Consider the following 14805-nt stretch of genomic DNA (forward strand, 5'->3'; position numbering starts at 1 on the left):
CAACCTTGTTAGCTAGTGCAGACCGCCGTCACGCGCCATTTTTGATTCCTTCAGCTTAACCCGTAACAGGTTCAGCCCTTCAAGATAAGGCACCGTATTGTTAGCGCGAATCACAGCGCGGCCTTCCTTGCTACCTGCAAAACGGATGAACTCCCTGACCATGTCAGCATGTTCACTTTTTTTATTATAAACCATGTACAGGGGACGATAGAGCAAATATTCACCCGTCTGCACATTTTCATACGTCGGTGACTTTCCGTTCAGGTCGAGAATTTTCACGTTGCGCTTGCGCGCACTGCTGATACCTGAAATCGCAATGGTTCCAGGCTCGTTTTCAACCTGCTTTTCAAGCGGGCCTGATGAATCGAATAACTCGCTGGCGGCAAACTCCTGATCGAAATTGTCAAACATCAACTTGCGCGCAGTACTGCCAACACCGGAAATCTTTCCTTTGCGGGCGAGCAGACGTATTGGCATGTCTTCGCCACCCAGCTGCTTCCAGTTGGTAATCTGGCCGAGATATATCATGCGTAAATCTTCAAGTGAAATATTGTCTACCGGGCTGTCCTTGTGCACGATAGCGACCAGCGCATCCCAGGCAACCGGCACCTGGACAATACCGCTTTCCTCTGGAACACCGCGTATTCTGCGCCGGCAGCTACCGCCCATATCAGCCGACATACTGGCGACGTCACGTATGCCGCGCGTCGCTCCACCGCCCTGAACATCGATAACGATTCCCGTTTTCTTCTCATAAGCTTTTGCAAGCGCCACAAGGTAGGCTTTTTTGGAAATACCACAACCGACCCAATGCAGTGCAGGCTGCTGCTCAGCGAGTACCGGTAGCGCACAGACTGGCCCCAGTACCAACAGCGCCAGAAATATAAAGGCCTTTTTCATTTCATTCATCCTTCTCATCGAGTTCCCCCCAGGAAACAAATTTTCACTCACCAGACACCGCTTACAGCGGTTTGGAGCCACTACGCGCATTGCCACTGCTATAGCCAGGCTGTTACTCAACATATTAACGGCCACTTTTAATAATAATTAATCCCCCAGCGATCCGCGGGCAAAACATTTCCGGCAGCTGGTATACTGACGTAACGAACTGAAATTAATACGGTCCCGGGGAAACTCTCTATGAAAAAATGGGAATGTGTGGTCTGCGGATTTGTCTATGACGAAGCTGCTGGCTGGCCGGATGACGGCATTGCCCCCGGCACGCGTTGGGACGATATTCCGGAGGATTGGGAATGCCCGGATTGTGGTGTAACCAAGTCCGATTTTGAGATGGTCGAAATCTAGAACAGGCTAAAAAAAACCCCGCCAAAGTGGCGGGGCGAAAAACGCTTTTCAGCGTCGGAGGAGTCAGTCACACAACAATGAAACTGTTTGATTTGGAGTGTGCCTTCAATGAGAAGGCACAGTCCGAATCGAGTTCCATCCATGGATCAGGATTGTCGACCTTGTCCCTTGTAACGGCCGACACGGCTTTGACTTTAGCCATCCATTGGCTACCGATTCCCGTCCCTGCCCAAAGTAAATGCAAACATGATGCCAGCTTCGATATAATTTGTTAGTGCTTTGTTATTTATAGATATATTTTATTGTTTGGGAAAAGCACCAACAACTTCTTGACGCTCTAATGCGTGTGCATCCGCAATTGACCGCCGTGCAATCGTCAACCAACCGCCATTTTTACCTGTCAGACATCAAGAAAATCCCGAAACCTAGTCCAGCGTATCGCAATGCTCACCTTCAGCATGGTCATGATGCCGGGCAGTACCTGTCAGCCGATCGATGACGCAGGCCTCCTTTAGCAACGCTTCAAGACCGGACGGGGCTGCCGTTTTGGTGGATAGAGGGAGTACTGCCAGCGCCTGATGCCGTTTCATCACACGAAAATAATCGTCCGCTGGCCACAGATGTGCCGCAAGCGCAAAACCGGCATCAAGGTGCTTTCGTGCCGGCTGCCGCTTTCGCGCCAGCAGCAGCTGACCATAGCAGAGCTCCAGAAGAGCACGTTCAATATCATTCTGTGCGATGGCCAACAAACTGTAATAGCTCATTTCAGCATCGCGTCCTGACCAGTAACGCGCAACCAGTTCAGCCAGGCGATCGCGAAAACGCAGTCTGGTTCGGGCAGACGATGCCAGTAATTGCCTGACCCAGTATTCTGCCTGCCGTGCATCCAGTGGCTCGCCATACCAGTCGGCCAGTGACAGGTCATTGTCCGATAACAACTGTGATAATGGCTCCGGTGCCTGCAAAATCACTCCCCGTGACATAGTTCTGCAACTACACACAGGGTACACTGTCGCCACTCGGGTTCCTACGATTAACAGGGAGTCATAACGTGTCCGAATTTGAAACCGGCCGTGGCCGCTATCCAGATGTACGCATGCGACGCATGCGCCGTGACGACTTTTCACGACGCCTGATGCGTGAATCCAGACTTTCCGCCGATGATCTTATCTGCCCGCTGTTTGTGCTCGAGGGAAGCAACCAGCGTGAAGCCGTGTCCTCGATGCCTGGTGTAGAGCGCCGCAGTATTGACCTGCTGCTACAGGAAGCCACCGAACTCCATGAGCTGGGTGTCCCTGCCGTGGCACTGTTCCCGGTAACACCCCCTGCTGCCAAAAGTGATGACGCAGCTGAAGCCTTCAACCCGGATGGACTGGCACAACGCACAGTACGAGAACTGAAATGTCAGCTACCCGAACTCGGAGTGATTACCGATGTGGCACTCGACCCTTTCACCAGCCATGGCCAGGATGGCCTGATTGATGAGAACGGCTATGTCCTTAACGATGAAACCGTAGACGTTCTTGTCAAGCAGGCACTTTCCCATGCCGAAGCCGGTGCCGATGTTGTCGCGCCATCCGACATGATGGATGGTCGTATTGGTGCCATCCGCACGGCACTGGAAGCTGCCGGCCACCGCAATACCCGCATCCTTGCTTACGCGGCCAAATACGCCTCCAGCTTTTATGGTCCGTTCCGGGACGCCGTGGGTTCGGCCGCAAACCTTGGGGGCGGCAACAAATACAGCTACCAGATGGATCCTGCCAACAGTGATGAAGCTTTGTGGGAAGTCAGCCTGGATCTCGACGAAGGTGCCGACATGGTCATGGTAAAGCCCGGCATGCCCTACCTCGATATCGTTCGTCGCGTGAAAGACCAGTTCGGTGCACCCACTTTTGCCTACCAGGTGAGTGGCGAGTACGCCATGCTTATGGCTGCCGCACAGAACGGCTGGCTGGACGAAAAAGCGGTCATTATGGAATCGCTGCTGGCTTTCAAACGCGCCGGCGCAGACGGTGTACTGACCTATTTTGCCAAACGCGCCGCCCAATGGCTGCGTGAAGGATGACTGAAGCGGATAACGTTGACCGTTACGCCGTCATGGGCAACCCGATTGCTCACAGCAAGTCACCACAGATCCATCGCATGTTTGCCGAGCAGACCGGCCAGGCACTGCGCTATGATGCCCTGCTGGTGCCGGAAGACGGGTTTGCCGAGGCCGTAACAAACTTCCTGTATCGCAATGACGGCAAGGGACTCAACGTTACTGTGCCGTTCAAGCAACAGGCCTGGGAGCTTGCCGACCGTCTGAGTGAGCGCGCCGAACCTGCCGGCGCGGTCAATACCCTGATGTTCAGGGATGGCACGCTGTACGGTGACAATACCGATGGCGCAGGGCTGGTGCGGGACCTGACCCGCAATCACGGCGTGGAACTGAAAGACAAACGCATCCTGATGCTGGGTGCCGGTGGTGCGGCGCGTGGCGTCATGCTCCCGCTGCTTGAACAACAACCAGCATCCCTGCACATAGCCAACCGCACCGTTCTGCGCGCGCGGGAACTGGTGGAACGTTTCGAGGAATTCGGCGACCTCAGCGCGAGCGGCTTCGATGCAATACACGGCAATTTCGATGTAATCATCAACGCAACGGCAGCGGGACTGGGTGGTGAAGTACCCCCTTTACCCGATAACGTCATTGATAAGCACACCTTGTGCTATGACATGATGTACTCATCGGAGCCTACTGCCTTTGTCCGCCATTGTATTGAACACAATGCAGCAAAAGCGCTTGATGGACTGGGCATGCTGGTGGAACAGGCAGCCGAATCGTTTCGCCTGTGGCGCGGTGTAATGCCGGATACGCTGCCGGTCATTGAAGCTCTCAGAAATTCATAACGGGGCCGGTTTCTGGCCTCACGCAAGCAACCACCCCGAACATCAGCGCATGGTTACCAGCTCTTCCGCGCTGGTCGGGTGAATCGCCACCGTATCATCAAGGTCTTTCTTCGTTGCGCCCATGCGGATAGCGACCGCAAAGCCCTGTAACATTTCATCCGCACCCGGGCCGATGACGTGGCACCCGACAACCTTTTCCTGCGCACCGACGGTCACCAGCTTCATGGCGGTCTTCTGTTTGCGCTCGGTAAGCGCGTTATACATGGCGGTGAAGCGTGTCTGGTAAACCTTGACCGCCTCGCCGTGCTGGTCACGCGCTTCACTTTCCGTCAGTCCGACTGTACCGATTGGCGGGTGGCTGAAAACGACTGTGGCAATATTCTCATAAGCCAGATGCCGGTCTGCCATGCCACCGAACAGGCGGTCGCCGAGCCGGCGACCGGCAGCAATCGCAACCGGCGTCAATTGCGCTTGCCCGGTTACATCGCCGATGGCATATACACCTGATACATTGGTGTTCTGAAATTTATCCGTAGGGATGTAACCGCTTGCATCGACTTCGATACCGGCCTTCCCCAGTGCCAGCCCTGCGCTCAACGGGTAACGACCTATGGCCCAGATCAGCTCGTCGAACCCTTCCAGTCGCTGACCGTTTTCGCATTCGATCACCAGTGTGCCGTCATCGGCGCCGCACACTTCCCTGACCTGGGTGCGTGCAAGTATGTCGATACCATCACCGAGCATTTCTTCCATGAGGTTTTCACGCAGCATGGCGTCGAAATCGCGCAGCAGGTGTTCACGACGCAACAACATGGTGACATCAGACCCCAGCGCATTCAGCATACCCGCCAGTTCTACTGCAATATACCCGGACCCCACCACGGCAACGCGGCGCGGCAGGCTCTCCAGTTCGAAAAAACCGTCGGACGTTATGCCCAGCCCGGCACCTGGTGTTTCAGGCAGCATGGGCGCACCGCCCGGAGCGACGACAATATGATCAGCGGTGTAGTGCTGACCATCGACCTCCAGTGTGCGCGCATCGACAAATCTCGCTTCTCCAACGATTTCGTCGATATTCGAGTCCGCAAGATAGGTGTGGTACCAGTCGTTGATGCCGTGCACATAGTTGTCACGCTTTGTTTTCAGTGCCTTCCAGTCAAATGCTGTTTCGCCGAGGTGAAATCCATAGTGCTCCGCATCTTCGAGGGTGTGTGCAATACTGGCACCAAACCACATGACCTTCTTCGGCACGCAACCGACATTCACACAGGTACCGCCCAGCGGCCCCTTTTCTATCACCGCACAACGCGCCCCGTATCGGGCTGCACGCTCCGCCACAGACAGTCCGCCGCTACCACCACCGATCGCAATCAGGTCATAATGCTGGCTCATCACATACCCCGTTGTTGTACAGGGGTCACATTTTACTGGAAAGCTGCCGAGACACCATGAATCCCTTACTGGAATTGACTGAACTACCTGCTTTTGACCGTATTCGCCCCGAACACGTAGAGCCTGCGGTAGACCAGGCGCTGGCTGATGTACGCACAGAAATAGAAAATTTGCTGCAGGCCGGGCCACCCTGGAACTGGGATAACACCCTGGCGCCACTTGAACTGGCACTCAACCGCCTGCACCGCGTGTGGTCTCCGGTCAGCCATCTCAACGCGGTAATGAACAGCGATGCCCTGCGCGCCGCCTATAACGCCTGCCTGCCGAAACTCAGTGCCCTTGAAACCGAACTGGGTCAGCACAAAGGTCTGTACCGGGCCGTTAATGCCATTGCCAACAGTAATGAATTCGACGCACTGGATCCTGCGCGCCAGCAATCCATTCGTCACCGGCTGCGCGACTTCCGCCTGATGGGCATAGCACTGGGTGAGGACGAACAGGCCCGTTTCAAGGAAATACAGCAACGGCTTTCCGAATTACAGGCCCGCTTCCAGGAAAACCTGCTGGATGCGACCCATGGGTGGAAAAAAATTATCACCGATGAAAGCCTGTTATCCGGGCTGCCGGAATCCGCACTTGAGCTGGCGCGCCAGCACGCTGAAAATGAAAACACGCAAGGATGGCTGTTCACACTCGATTTTCCCTCCTACTTCCCTGTCGTAGCTTATGCTGACAACCGTGCCCTGCGTGAGGAGCTCTACACCGCCTACATGACGCGCGCCTCAGACACTGGCCCCCATGCCGGTCAATGGGACAACACGGCACTGATGGATGAAATTCTCATGCTGCGGGACGAATCGGCCCGACTGCTGGGATTCGCAAGCTATGCCGAATACTCGCTGGCGACCAAGATGGCCGACTCACCGACACAGGTTCTGCAATTTCTGAATGAGCTTGCCGAGCACTCACACGCGTCCGCGCACAATGAAATGAACATACTGCGCGAGTTTGCCCGGGAACAGGGTGCAGACTACACGCTACAGGCCTGGGATGTCCCCTACTGGTCCGAGAAGCTGCGCAGGCAACAACACGACCTTTCGCAGGAAATGCTCAAACCCTGGTTCCCGCACACGCGTGTCATCAAGGGGCTGTTCGATGTGGTCGAACAGCTTTATGGCTTGCGCATCACTGAACGTGATGGTGTCCCGGTCTGGCACACCGATGTTCGCTTTTTTGATATCCACGATACTGACGGCACACTGCGAGGCAGTTTCTACCTCGACCTGTATGCGCGCGCCAACAAGCGTGGAGGCGCATGGATGGATGACTGCGCCTCGCGACTGATGATTGGAAATCAACAGCAGACGCCGGTCGCCTACCTGACCTGTAACTTTTCCCCCCCCGTTGGCGACCGCCCTGCGCTGCTCACCCACGATGAGGTGACTACCCTGTTCCATGAATTCGGCCATGGCCTGCACCACATGCTGACACGTGTCGATTACCCGAGTGTATCCGGTATCAATGGCGTGGCCTGGGACGCTGTCGAACTCCCGAGCCAGTTCATGGAGAACTGGTGCTGGGAACGCGAACCGGTCAACCTGATTTCATCACACGTCGAAACCGGAGAGCCGCTGCCTGATGATTTATTCGAACGCCTGCGTGGCGCCCGGAATTTTCAGTCAGCCATGCAAATGGTCAGACAACTGGAGTTTGCCCTGTTCGACATGCGCATACACGACGAATATCAGTCTGACAAAGGTGCTCGAATCTACGAAATGCTTGATCAGGTTCGTACGCAGGTTGCTGTCGTGCCGGTACCCGAATTCAACCGTTTTGCGCACGGTTTCTCACATATCTTCGGCGGCGGTTACGCCGCCGGCTACTATAGTTACAAGTGGGCCGAGGTGTTATCGGCCGACGCCTACTCACTGTTCGAAGAAACCGGCGTCTTCAACCGGGAAAGTGGCCGGCGCTTCCTGGAAAATATTCTGGAACAGGGCGGTTCGGCCAATCCCATGCAGCTTTACAGGCAGTTTCGTGGCCGTGAGCCGGATATCCGTGCACTGCTCCGGCACAGTGGGCTTGAGCAGTAAGCCAGAACGGTTCAGGAGGCTCTGTCCTGCCGGGCCTGGCCAGCACAAAGCAGGCCGCACAATCCGCCAATCTGGGTAGCGCAAGCCTTCGACAATTCTGTAAATGTCTGGCTTCCGGTACAATCGGCACTTGTTCCGGCCCCAGGAAGACTTACATGCACTACCAGGATCTTCGCGACTTCATCAGGCAACTGGAAGCTGACGGCCAGCTGCAGCGTATTACCCACCCCGTTGACCCGAAGCTTGAGATAACTGAAGTCTGTGAGCGCACCTTGCACGCCAGCGGTCCTGCCCTGTTGTTCGAAAACCCGGGCGATTTCTCAATCCCTGTCCTTGCCAACCTGTTCGGTACACCCGAACGTGTTGCTGCCGGTATGGGCGCCGATTCTGTCGCCGAGTTGAGGGAAATCGGCAAGCTGCTGGCAGCACTCAAGGAACCCGAACCCCCAAAAGGGATGAAAGATGCGTGGCAGAAACTGCCCATGTTCCGCAAGGTGCTCGATATGGCACCAAAAATATTGAAGTCCGCACCCTGTCAACAGCACATTCTAGAGGGTGATGAAGTTGATCTTGGAAAACTGCCCATTCAGACCTGCTGGCCGGAAGACGCCGCCCCGCTCATTACCTGGGCATTGGTGGTTACCAAAGGCCCGCAAAAGGAACGCCAGAACCTGGGCATTTACCGACAACAGGTGCTGTCTCGCAACAAGGTCATTATGCGCTGGCTGGCACATCGCGGCGGCGCACTGGATTACCGTGACTGGCAACAGGTACATCCCGGCAAACCTTTCCCGGTAGCTGTTGCGCTGGGTGCAGACCCTGCCACGATACTGGCCGCTGTCACTCCCGTGCCCGACACCCTGTCGGAGTATGCTTTTGCCGGCCTGCTGCGCGGGGCAAAGACTGAACTGGTGAAATGCCACTCACTGGATTTACAGGTTCCTGCCAGTGCTGAATTTGTCCTTGAAGGCCATATTCACCCGGGCGAGGAGGCACTGGAAGGCCCGTTCGGCGATCACACCGGCTACTATAATGAGCAGCAACGCTTTCCGGTATTCACCATTGACTGCATCACTCACCGGGACAAGCCGATTTACCACAGCACCTATACCGGTCGCCCGCCTGACGAGCCTGCCATCCTGGGAGTAGCACTCAACGAGGTTTTTGTACCGATCCTGCAGAAGCAGTTTCCTGAAATCACCGACTTCTATCTCCCGCCGGAAGGCTGTTCCTACCGGATCGCCTGCGTGAGCATGAAAAAGCAGTATCCCGGCCACGCCAAGCGTGTGATGTTCGGGGTATGGAGTTTCCTGCGTCAGTTCATGTACACCAAGTTTGTCATTGTCACAGACGATGATGTGAATGTACGTGACTGGAAAGATGTGATCTGGGCCATGACCACACGCATGGACCCGGCGCGAGATGTCACACTGGTAGAAAACACGCCTATCGATTACCTGGATTTTGCCTCACCGGTTTCCGGACTTGGCAGTAAAATGGGGCTGGATGCCACATCAAAATGGAAAGGCGAAACCAGTCGCGAGTGGGGGCGCCCCATCAGCATGGATGCAGATACCAGGGCACACGTGGATGCCATGTGGGATAAACTGGGTATACGTCTGGACTGACACCGTAAAACGTTGCTGAACAGACAAGGATTGTCCTTTACCAGGCTTCAGGCCGTCGCGCACAACAGACTGTTGTCACCTTCGGCGCTAACAGCCATTTCCTCCAGGTACCTGAGCACCTGCATGCTGTTTGCTTCCATTTCCTCAAGCTCACGCAGGGCCTGGTCAATGTTACCTTCATGGTACTGCGCCAGGGCTTCCAGTGCGTGACGATGTACGCCACGGTGCGGTTCTTCCAGCTCCCGGTAACCGGGTAACTTGCTGAAGCAACCGATCCCCTCTCCTTCGTAGTACCATTGCCCCAGTCGGCAGCGGGTATGATCAGCAAACTCATCAATACTCTTGTTCGATACACCCATCATGACCTGATATATCGCAAACTTGTAAACCAGGTGATCCGTCTTCGCCAACTCCACAAAACTTCTTAATGCCCCCGCTGAAATTACGCCTTCCATATCCTTGGATAATTCCAGTACCGACCCCATACCTGAACTTGCATTGTTTCCGATTTTGCTCAGTTCAGATGACTGGTTTGCCATGGTGCTCATTTTTTCCTGTGTTGCACTGGTTTCTTCCTGGATCTTTGTGACCTGTGAGGAAATTTCCTGGGTTGCTTCGTTGGTTCGCTTGGACAGGTTACGCACCTCGTCAGCCACTACCGCAAAACCACGCCCGTGCTCGCCTGCGCGTGCAGCTTCGATAGCAGCATTCAATGCCAGCAAGTTGGTCTGTTCGGAAATCTCGGTAATCAGGTTGACGATATTTCCAATCGCATCGGTACGCTCGTTCAGGCCCTCCACGTTATTGACAGCCTGATCGACTGTCGATGACACCTGTCGCAGGTTTGATACCATCAACTCTGTGCCTTTACGCGCATCGACCGAGACCATTGCTGCCTTGATAGCGACCTGTTTTTCACTTGCCAGGCTGTTCGCCAGTTGCGCAAGCGTCGACTGCAGTGCGGTCAGGCTTTCACCGAAGTGATGGAAGTTACGATACAGTCCATCTGCCATTTGCACCCTGGCTGCCAGTTGTTGTTGTTCCGCAGCAGCCGCATCCAGTTGTTCCTGCAGATTTTCCAGCATGGTATCTTTTTCTGCCAGCTGGCTGCGCAAACTTGCAATCTCATTTTCGGCATTAGCCAGTTGTGTGCGAGTACGCCCAAAAATCGCCATTCCCATACCTCTCCAGTGTTAATTCTAATCCCGTTCCGGTCACGGTAACGGCCATCAATAGCCCAGCTTTACCCTCCGGAATCAACCCTGCCATGCACGACCGGGTAACTGTCAAATATATGGCTAATAGAGACTTTCGCCCACCGCGAAGTGCAACCCCGACACCTGAACTGCCATCATGTTGACGGCCAACAACACCTGCTTGCCGTCTTGCGCAGAACAATACAGACATCCATGTCCAGGCGTGATTTTTGCTAGAAATATATCCTGCACCAGAAGACTTTCTTCATTAATACCCGCCTGCGGGGAGGCTGTATTCAATATGGGCAACCGGCTCTATCGACTGCTGTTTGGCACTTTGCTGTTGATTGCACTCTATTTCGGTCTGCATCAACTGATATATTTCCTGGTAAGCTTGACTGTTTTCGAAGCCGTTACTAATCTTCGTATTCCCTTATTGATCGCCAGGCTTCGAGGGGTAGATAATCCGGATCCAGACGAAGGATCACTCGGCATAAATTTCCATACACGCAGCAGCTTCGAGGCTGAACGTGGCTGGCGCCTGCTGGTTGCCACCATGCTGGCGGTCAGTGTATTTATTTTTCCTGGACCGTTGTGGTTTTTACCCTGGTTCATGGGTTTCGCCATTCTGGGTGCCGGTGTAAGTGGTGTATGCCCGATGTTCCTTGCGTTAAAATGGGCAGGGTTAAGATGAAATCAGCGCGGCACAATGAAGCAGTCCATATCGGCCTTCCTCTCAAGATTGCCGGTATCGTTTTCTGGGGGCTGGTCGCAGTTGGATTATTGATGGTTGCCATGGCCATGCCCTGGTTGGAAAGGATTGCCGTTCTGGAACACGAGACATCTCCCCGCCAGATCGTTACATCTGTACGCGAACAACTACTCGAAGACAACGCAGTAACACTGGATGCATTACGGCCCTCCATTCCGCCACTGATGCAGGAACTGAACATACCCGCAGTCAGCATCGAGCGCAGCACCAAGAGCATAACCTTCGGTAAACCGGAACCCGGCCTGGAGAGTTTTACCTCGAGTTTTACATCAGCCGATTTACAGACCGGGGGATTAGTGGATGTTGTTGTCACTGTCTACCAGCAAACAATCGAACAGGCATTATTGACCCGGAAGAAACAACTGATGCTTGTACTTGGCATCAGTTTCTTTGCTTTCGGCCTGATCATTCAGTGGATCTTGCAGAAGGTTATCACCAAGCCCTTCCACCAGATGATTGCAACTGCCGAATTATGCTCCCATGGCAACGAAGCACGCTTTAACGAGAATCGCTTCGATGAGTTCGGTTATCTCTCGCGATTCATCAACAAGGCTATGGCGGCACTGCAGGCCAGGCAGTTGGAACTCAGCGATGCACTGCAACGTGCACAGGCAGGCGAACATGCTCTGTTCGATGAGAAGAACCGGGCTGAAGTGACACTGAATTCCATTGCAGAGGGAGTCATTACTACAGACCGTGACGGAAAAGTTCGTTTCATGAACCCTGTTGCTGAAAGACTGTCTGGCTGGAAACAGGAAGAGGCCACCGGGCGGGATATCGACGACATCATTCACCTGATCGATGAACAAACCGGTGACTTTATTCCCTGTGCAGTCAGTTGCAGCCTGCGAAACAACAAAATCGAGCGCAACCTTCAAAGCCGTTTACTGGTTCGCAAGGGTGGTGAAGAAATTGCTGTCGCTGAATCAGCTGCGCCCATGCACGACGCAACAGGCAATATTGTTGGTGCTGTACTGGTCTTTGATGATGTTCGCCAGACCCGTGAACTTACGCGCCAGCTGTCGCACCAGGCCTCCCACGATGCCCTTACCGGTTTACTTAATCGGCGTGAGTTTGAAGCACGCCTGCAGCAGGCACTGGAAAATACCCGCAGCAATGGCGAGCACTATGCGTTGTGCTATATCGATCTGGATCAATTCAAAATCATCAACGATACCTGTGGCCACACCGCTGGCGACGAACTGCTACGCGTTCTGGGGAGCCTGCTGCACAAGAAATTGCGCGACAGTGATATCGTGGCCAGGCTTGGGGGTGATGAGTTTGGCATTCTTTTACAGGGTTGCACCATGGCGGACGCCGAGAAACTTGCCGGTGAAATACGGAAGGTTATTCGAGCCCTGAACTTTGTATGGGATGGCAAGAGCTTTGAAATTGGAGCCAGTATTGGCATCGTCCCTCTTTCCGGAACAACCCAGAGTGTTGCCGAGGCCCTTTCGTCAGCAGATGTCGCCTGTTACGCCGCCAAGGAGCAGGGGAGAGACCGCGTACATGTCAGCGAACCGGATGACAAGGAGCTGAAACGTCATCGCAGCGAAATGCGCTGGGTAGGTCGTATACGCGACGCACTGAAAGAAGGCCGGCTCACATTGTACCGGCAATCCATAGTGCCTGTGCATTGCAGTGATCAGCGGGAATTACATACCGAGATACTACTCAGAATGATTGGGAAGGACGAGAAGCTGATACCGCCCGGCCGTTTCCTGCGTGCGGCAGAACAATATGGCCTGATGCCGGAAATCGACCGCTGGGTGGTTGAACACTCCCTGCGCTGGCTGGCCAATGAAATCCGGCTTTGTCAGTCCACCACTATCATGGCAGTGAACTTGTCCGGCCAATCGCTCACGGCACGCGGTTTTCTTTCCAGCATCGTCGACCTGCTGCACGACAGCAAGGTGCCGCCTGAACAGATCTGCTTTGAAATTACCGAAACAGCTGCCATAGCCAACTTCGAGACTGCACTCAAGTTCATGCGTCTGTTGCACGGCATGGGTTGCCGGTTTGCGCTCGATGACTTTGGTAGCGGCATGTCATCATTTGCCTATCTCAAACAACTTCCGGTCGACTACCTGAAGATAGATGGCAGCTATGTACGTGATCTGCTGCACGACCCGGTCGACCGCGCAATGGTGCAGTCAGTCAACCAGATCGGCCATGCCATGGGCATACAGACCATAGCCGAGTACGTCGAGGACAGATCCATCCTCGGGGCACTGGCTACTATTGGCGTGGATTTCGCCCAGGGCTACGCCATCGACAAACCACAAGCTGTGCGCCACACCGAAGCACACTGTGATAGCGTTGTTTCTTTTATCAAGCCCGGCTCAGGCCAGGGATAAGCGTAATTCCGGCCGGTCTCGCTGCCAGCCAACTTAAAAGTGCCGGATAAACACAACATTCATGCGTTTACCTGCTGCATGAAATCAACGAGAATGCCCGCCCTTCGTCAAGAGAATTCAGCATGACCTTTGAGGTTAAGATCGAATCAAGCGGCCACCGCTTCACCACTGAGGCAGATGAAACACTGCTGGACGCTGCTCTGCGTCAGGGTGTCGGTCTGCCTTATGGCTGTCGAAACGGTGCCTGTGGGTCCTGTGTCGCCACCTTGCTGTCCGGTGAGGTCGACTATCCCGACGGTCGACCAGAAGTCGAATATAAAACCGGCCAGGTCGTTATTTGTCAGGCCCACGCACGAAGCAACCTGACCATCAGGACGCGCGAAGTCAGTGCCAATGCCGACATCATCGTAAAAACCCTGCCGTGCCGTGCCGAGCACCTGAAAAGACTGTCACACGACGTCATGCAGGTATTACTCAAACTTCCGGAAACCGAACGACTACAATTTCTCGCCGGGCAGTATATTGAATTTATTCTCAAAGATGGCCGGCGGCGCGCCTTCTCGATCGCCAATGCGCCACACCAGGATGAGTATCTTGAGCTGCATATCCGCCATGTACCCGGTGGTTCATTCACCGGCCATGTGTTTGATGAAATGAAAGATCGCGCACTGCTGCGTATCGAAGGCCCGCTGGGTGCTTTCTACCTGCGCGAGAATTCTGATCGCCCCATCCTGATGATGGCGGGCGGCACCGGCATCGCACCGCTCAAGGGAATAATTGACCATGCCCAGTACATCGGCATCGACCGTACCATTCACCTGTTCTGGGGTGTCAGTTCAAAGCGTGACCTGTATCTCCAGGACGAACCGCAGCGCTGGAAGAAAAACAGCAGCGCATTCAGTTATACGCCGGTACTATCAGATCCCGCTACAGAGGACCGGTGGGAAGGCAAAACCGGCCTGGTTATGAATACTTTGCTGGAAGCCTATCCGGATCTGGCAAACTACGATATCTATATGAGCGGTCCACCCGCAATGATCGAGGCTGCAACGCCGGTATTCGCACAACACGGCGCCAGCCTGGACCATATGTATTCCGATGCCTTCGAGTTTGCACAGGACGTGCTGGATAAAATTGCCCGCGAGGAAAAGGCGGCGGACTGATGTG

14 protein-coding genes and 1 pseudogene are annotated in these 14805 nt (G+C 54.4%); 8 read left to right on the plus strand and 7 right to left on the minus strand.

Going from position 1 to position 14805, the window contains the following annotated elements:
* Positions 1-12 precede the first annotated feature (12 nt).
* Positions 13-900 carry a substrate-binding domain-containing protein gene (locus DFR30_RS00095; RefSeq protein ID WP_132970733.1) on the minus strand — a complete coding sequence of 296 codons (888 nt, stop codon included), beginning with the start codon at positions 898-900 and terminating at the stop codon, positions 13-15.
* Positions 901-1140: 240 nt separating this feature from the next.
* Here DFR30_RS00095 and DFR30_RS00100 point away from each other — a divergent pair, with 240 nt between their 5' ends.
* Entirely contained in the window at positions 1141-1305 is a 165-nt protein-coding gene (locus DFR30_RS00100; protein WP_132970734.1) for a rubredoxin, read from the plus strand.
* A 67-nt stretch (positions 1306-1372) separates the two neighbouring features.
* On the opposite strand, the gene DFR30_RS14615 is transcribed toward DFR30_RS00100, so the two are convergent.
* Together DFR30_RS14615 and DFR30_RS00105 are read right to left on the minus strand one after the other, a co-directional pair.
* Positions 1373-1507: a hypothetical protein gene (locus tag DFR30_RS14615; RefSeq protein ID WP_279386868.1), complete on the minus strand. Its 135-nt coding sequence runs from the start codon at positions 1505-1507 to the stop codon at positions 1373-1375.
* A gap of 223 nt (positions 1508-1730) precedes the next feature.
* Positions 1731-2288 (minus strand): hypothetical protein, encoded by a 558-nt coding sequence (locus DFR30_RS00105; RefSeq protein ID WP_207891767.1) that lies wholly within the window; start codon positions 2286-2288, stop codon positions 1731-1733.
* 113 nt (positions 2289-2401) lie between these two features.
* Between DFR30_RS00105 and hemB the strand changes: the two genes are divergently transcribed.
* Positions 2402-3373: a porphobilinogen synthase gene (hemB, locus tag DFR30_RS00110; RefSeq protein ID WP_132974316.1), complete on the plus strand. Its 972-nt coding sequence runs from the start codon at positions 2402-2404 to the stop codon at positions 3371-3373.
* Entirely contained in the window at positions 3370-4200 is an 831-nt protein-coding gene (aroE, locus tag DFR30_RS00115) for a shikimate dehydrogenase (protein ID WP_132970736.1), read from the plus strand. The genes hemB and aroE overlap by 4 nt, the downstream gene beginning before the upstream one ends.
* Positions 4201-4242: 42 nt before the next feature.
* On the opposite strand, the gene gorA is transcribed toward aroE, so the two are convergent.
* Positions 4243-5592: a glutathione-disulfide reductase gene (gorA, locus tag DFR30_RS00120; RefSeq protein WP_132970737.1), complete on the minus strand. Its 1350-nt coding sequence runs from the start codon at positions 5590-5592 to the stop codon at positions 4243-4245.
* A gap of 56 nt (positions 5593-5648) precedes the next feature.
* Here gorA and prlC point away from each other — a divergent pair, with 56 nt between their 5' ends.
* Together prlC and ubiD are read left to right on the plus strand one after the other, a co-directional pair.
* The gene (gene prlC / locus DFR30_RS00125) at positions 5649-7685 is read left to right on the plus strand and encodes an oligopeptidase A (RefSeq protein WP_132970738.1); all 2037 of its coding nucleotides are present in this window, start codon (positions 5649-5651) and stop codon (positions 7683-7685) included.
* 155 nt (positions 7686-7840) lie between these two features.
* Positions 7841-9313, plus strand: a complete 1473-nt coding sequence (ubiD, locus tag DFR30_RS00130; protein WP_132970739.1) for a 4-hydroxy-3-polyprenylbenzoate decarboxylase — start codon at positions 7841-7843, stop codon at positions 9311-9313.
* Between the two features lie 47 nt (positions 9314-9360).
* On the opposite strand, the gene DFR30_RS14710 is transcribed toward ubiD, so the two are convergent.
* The 3 genes and pseudogenes from DFR30_RS14710 to DFR30_RS14210 all read right to left on the minus strand — a co-directional run bounded on the left by DFR30_RS14710 (position 9361) and on the right by DFR30_RS14210 (position 10809).
* Positions 9361-9852, minus strand: coding sequence for a CZB domain-containing protein (locus DFR30_RS14710; protein WP_424565403.1), 492 nt, complete (start codon positions 9850-9852; stop codon positions 9361-9363).
* Positions 9832-10494: pseudogene (locus DFR30_RS14715) on the minus strand (methyl-accepting chemotaxis protein); the annotation flags it as partial. The gene DFR30_RS14710 and the pseudogene DFR30_RS14715, both read right to left, overlap by 21 nt.
* 117 nt (positions 10495-10611) lie before the next feature.
* Positions 10612-10809 (minus strand): hypothetical protein, encoded by a 198-nt coding sequence (locus DFR30_RS14210; RefSeq protein WP_165869042.1) that lies wholly within the window; start codon positions 10807-10809, stop codon positions 10612-10614.
* Position 10810: 1 nt separating this feature from the next.
* On the opposite strand from DFR30_RS14210, the gene DFR30_RS00140 reads away from it, so the two are divergent.
* The 3 genes from DFR30_RS00140 (at position 10811) to DFR30_RS00150 (ending at position 14801) form a co-directional block, all read left to right on the plus strand.
* Complete coding sequence (locus DFR30_RS00140) at positions 10811-11203, plus strand: DUF2892 domain-containing protein (protein WP_165869043.1); 393 nt, start codon at positions 10811-10813, stop codon at positions 11201-11203.
* The gene (locus DFR30_RS00145; protein WP_165869044.1) at positions 11200-13638 is read left to right on the plus strand and encodes an EAL domain-containing protein; all 2439 of its coding nucleotides are present in this window, start codon (positions 11200-11202) and stop codon (positions 13636-13638) included. Before DFR30_RS00140 ends, DFR30_RS00145 begins: the two co-directional genes overlap by 4 nt.
* Positions 13639-13760: 122 nt before the next feature.
* Positions 13761-14801: a CDP-6-deoxy-delta-3,4-glucoseen reductase gene (locus tag DFR30_RS00150; RefSeq protein WP_132970743.1), complete on the plus strand. Its 1041-nt coding sequence runs from the start codon at positions 13761-13763 to the stop codon at positions 14799-14801.
* Positions 14802-14805 lie beyond the last annotated feature (4 nt).

The organism is Thiogranum longum (assembly GCF_004339085.1).
In the GTDB taxonomy this organism is placed as follows: domain Bacteria; phylum Pseudomonadota; class Gammaproteobacteria; order DSM-19610; family DSM-19610; genus Thiogranum; species Thiogranum longum.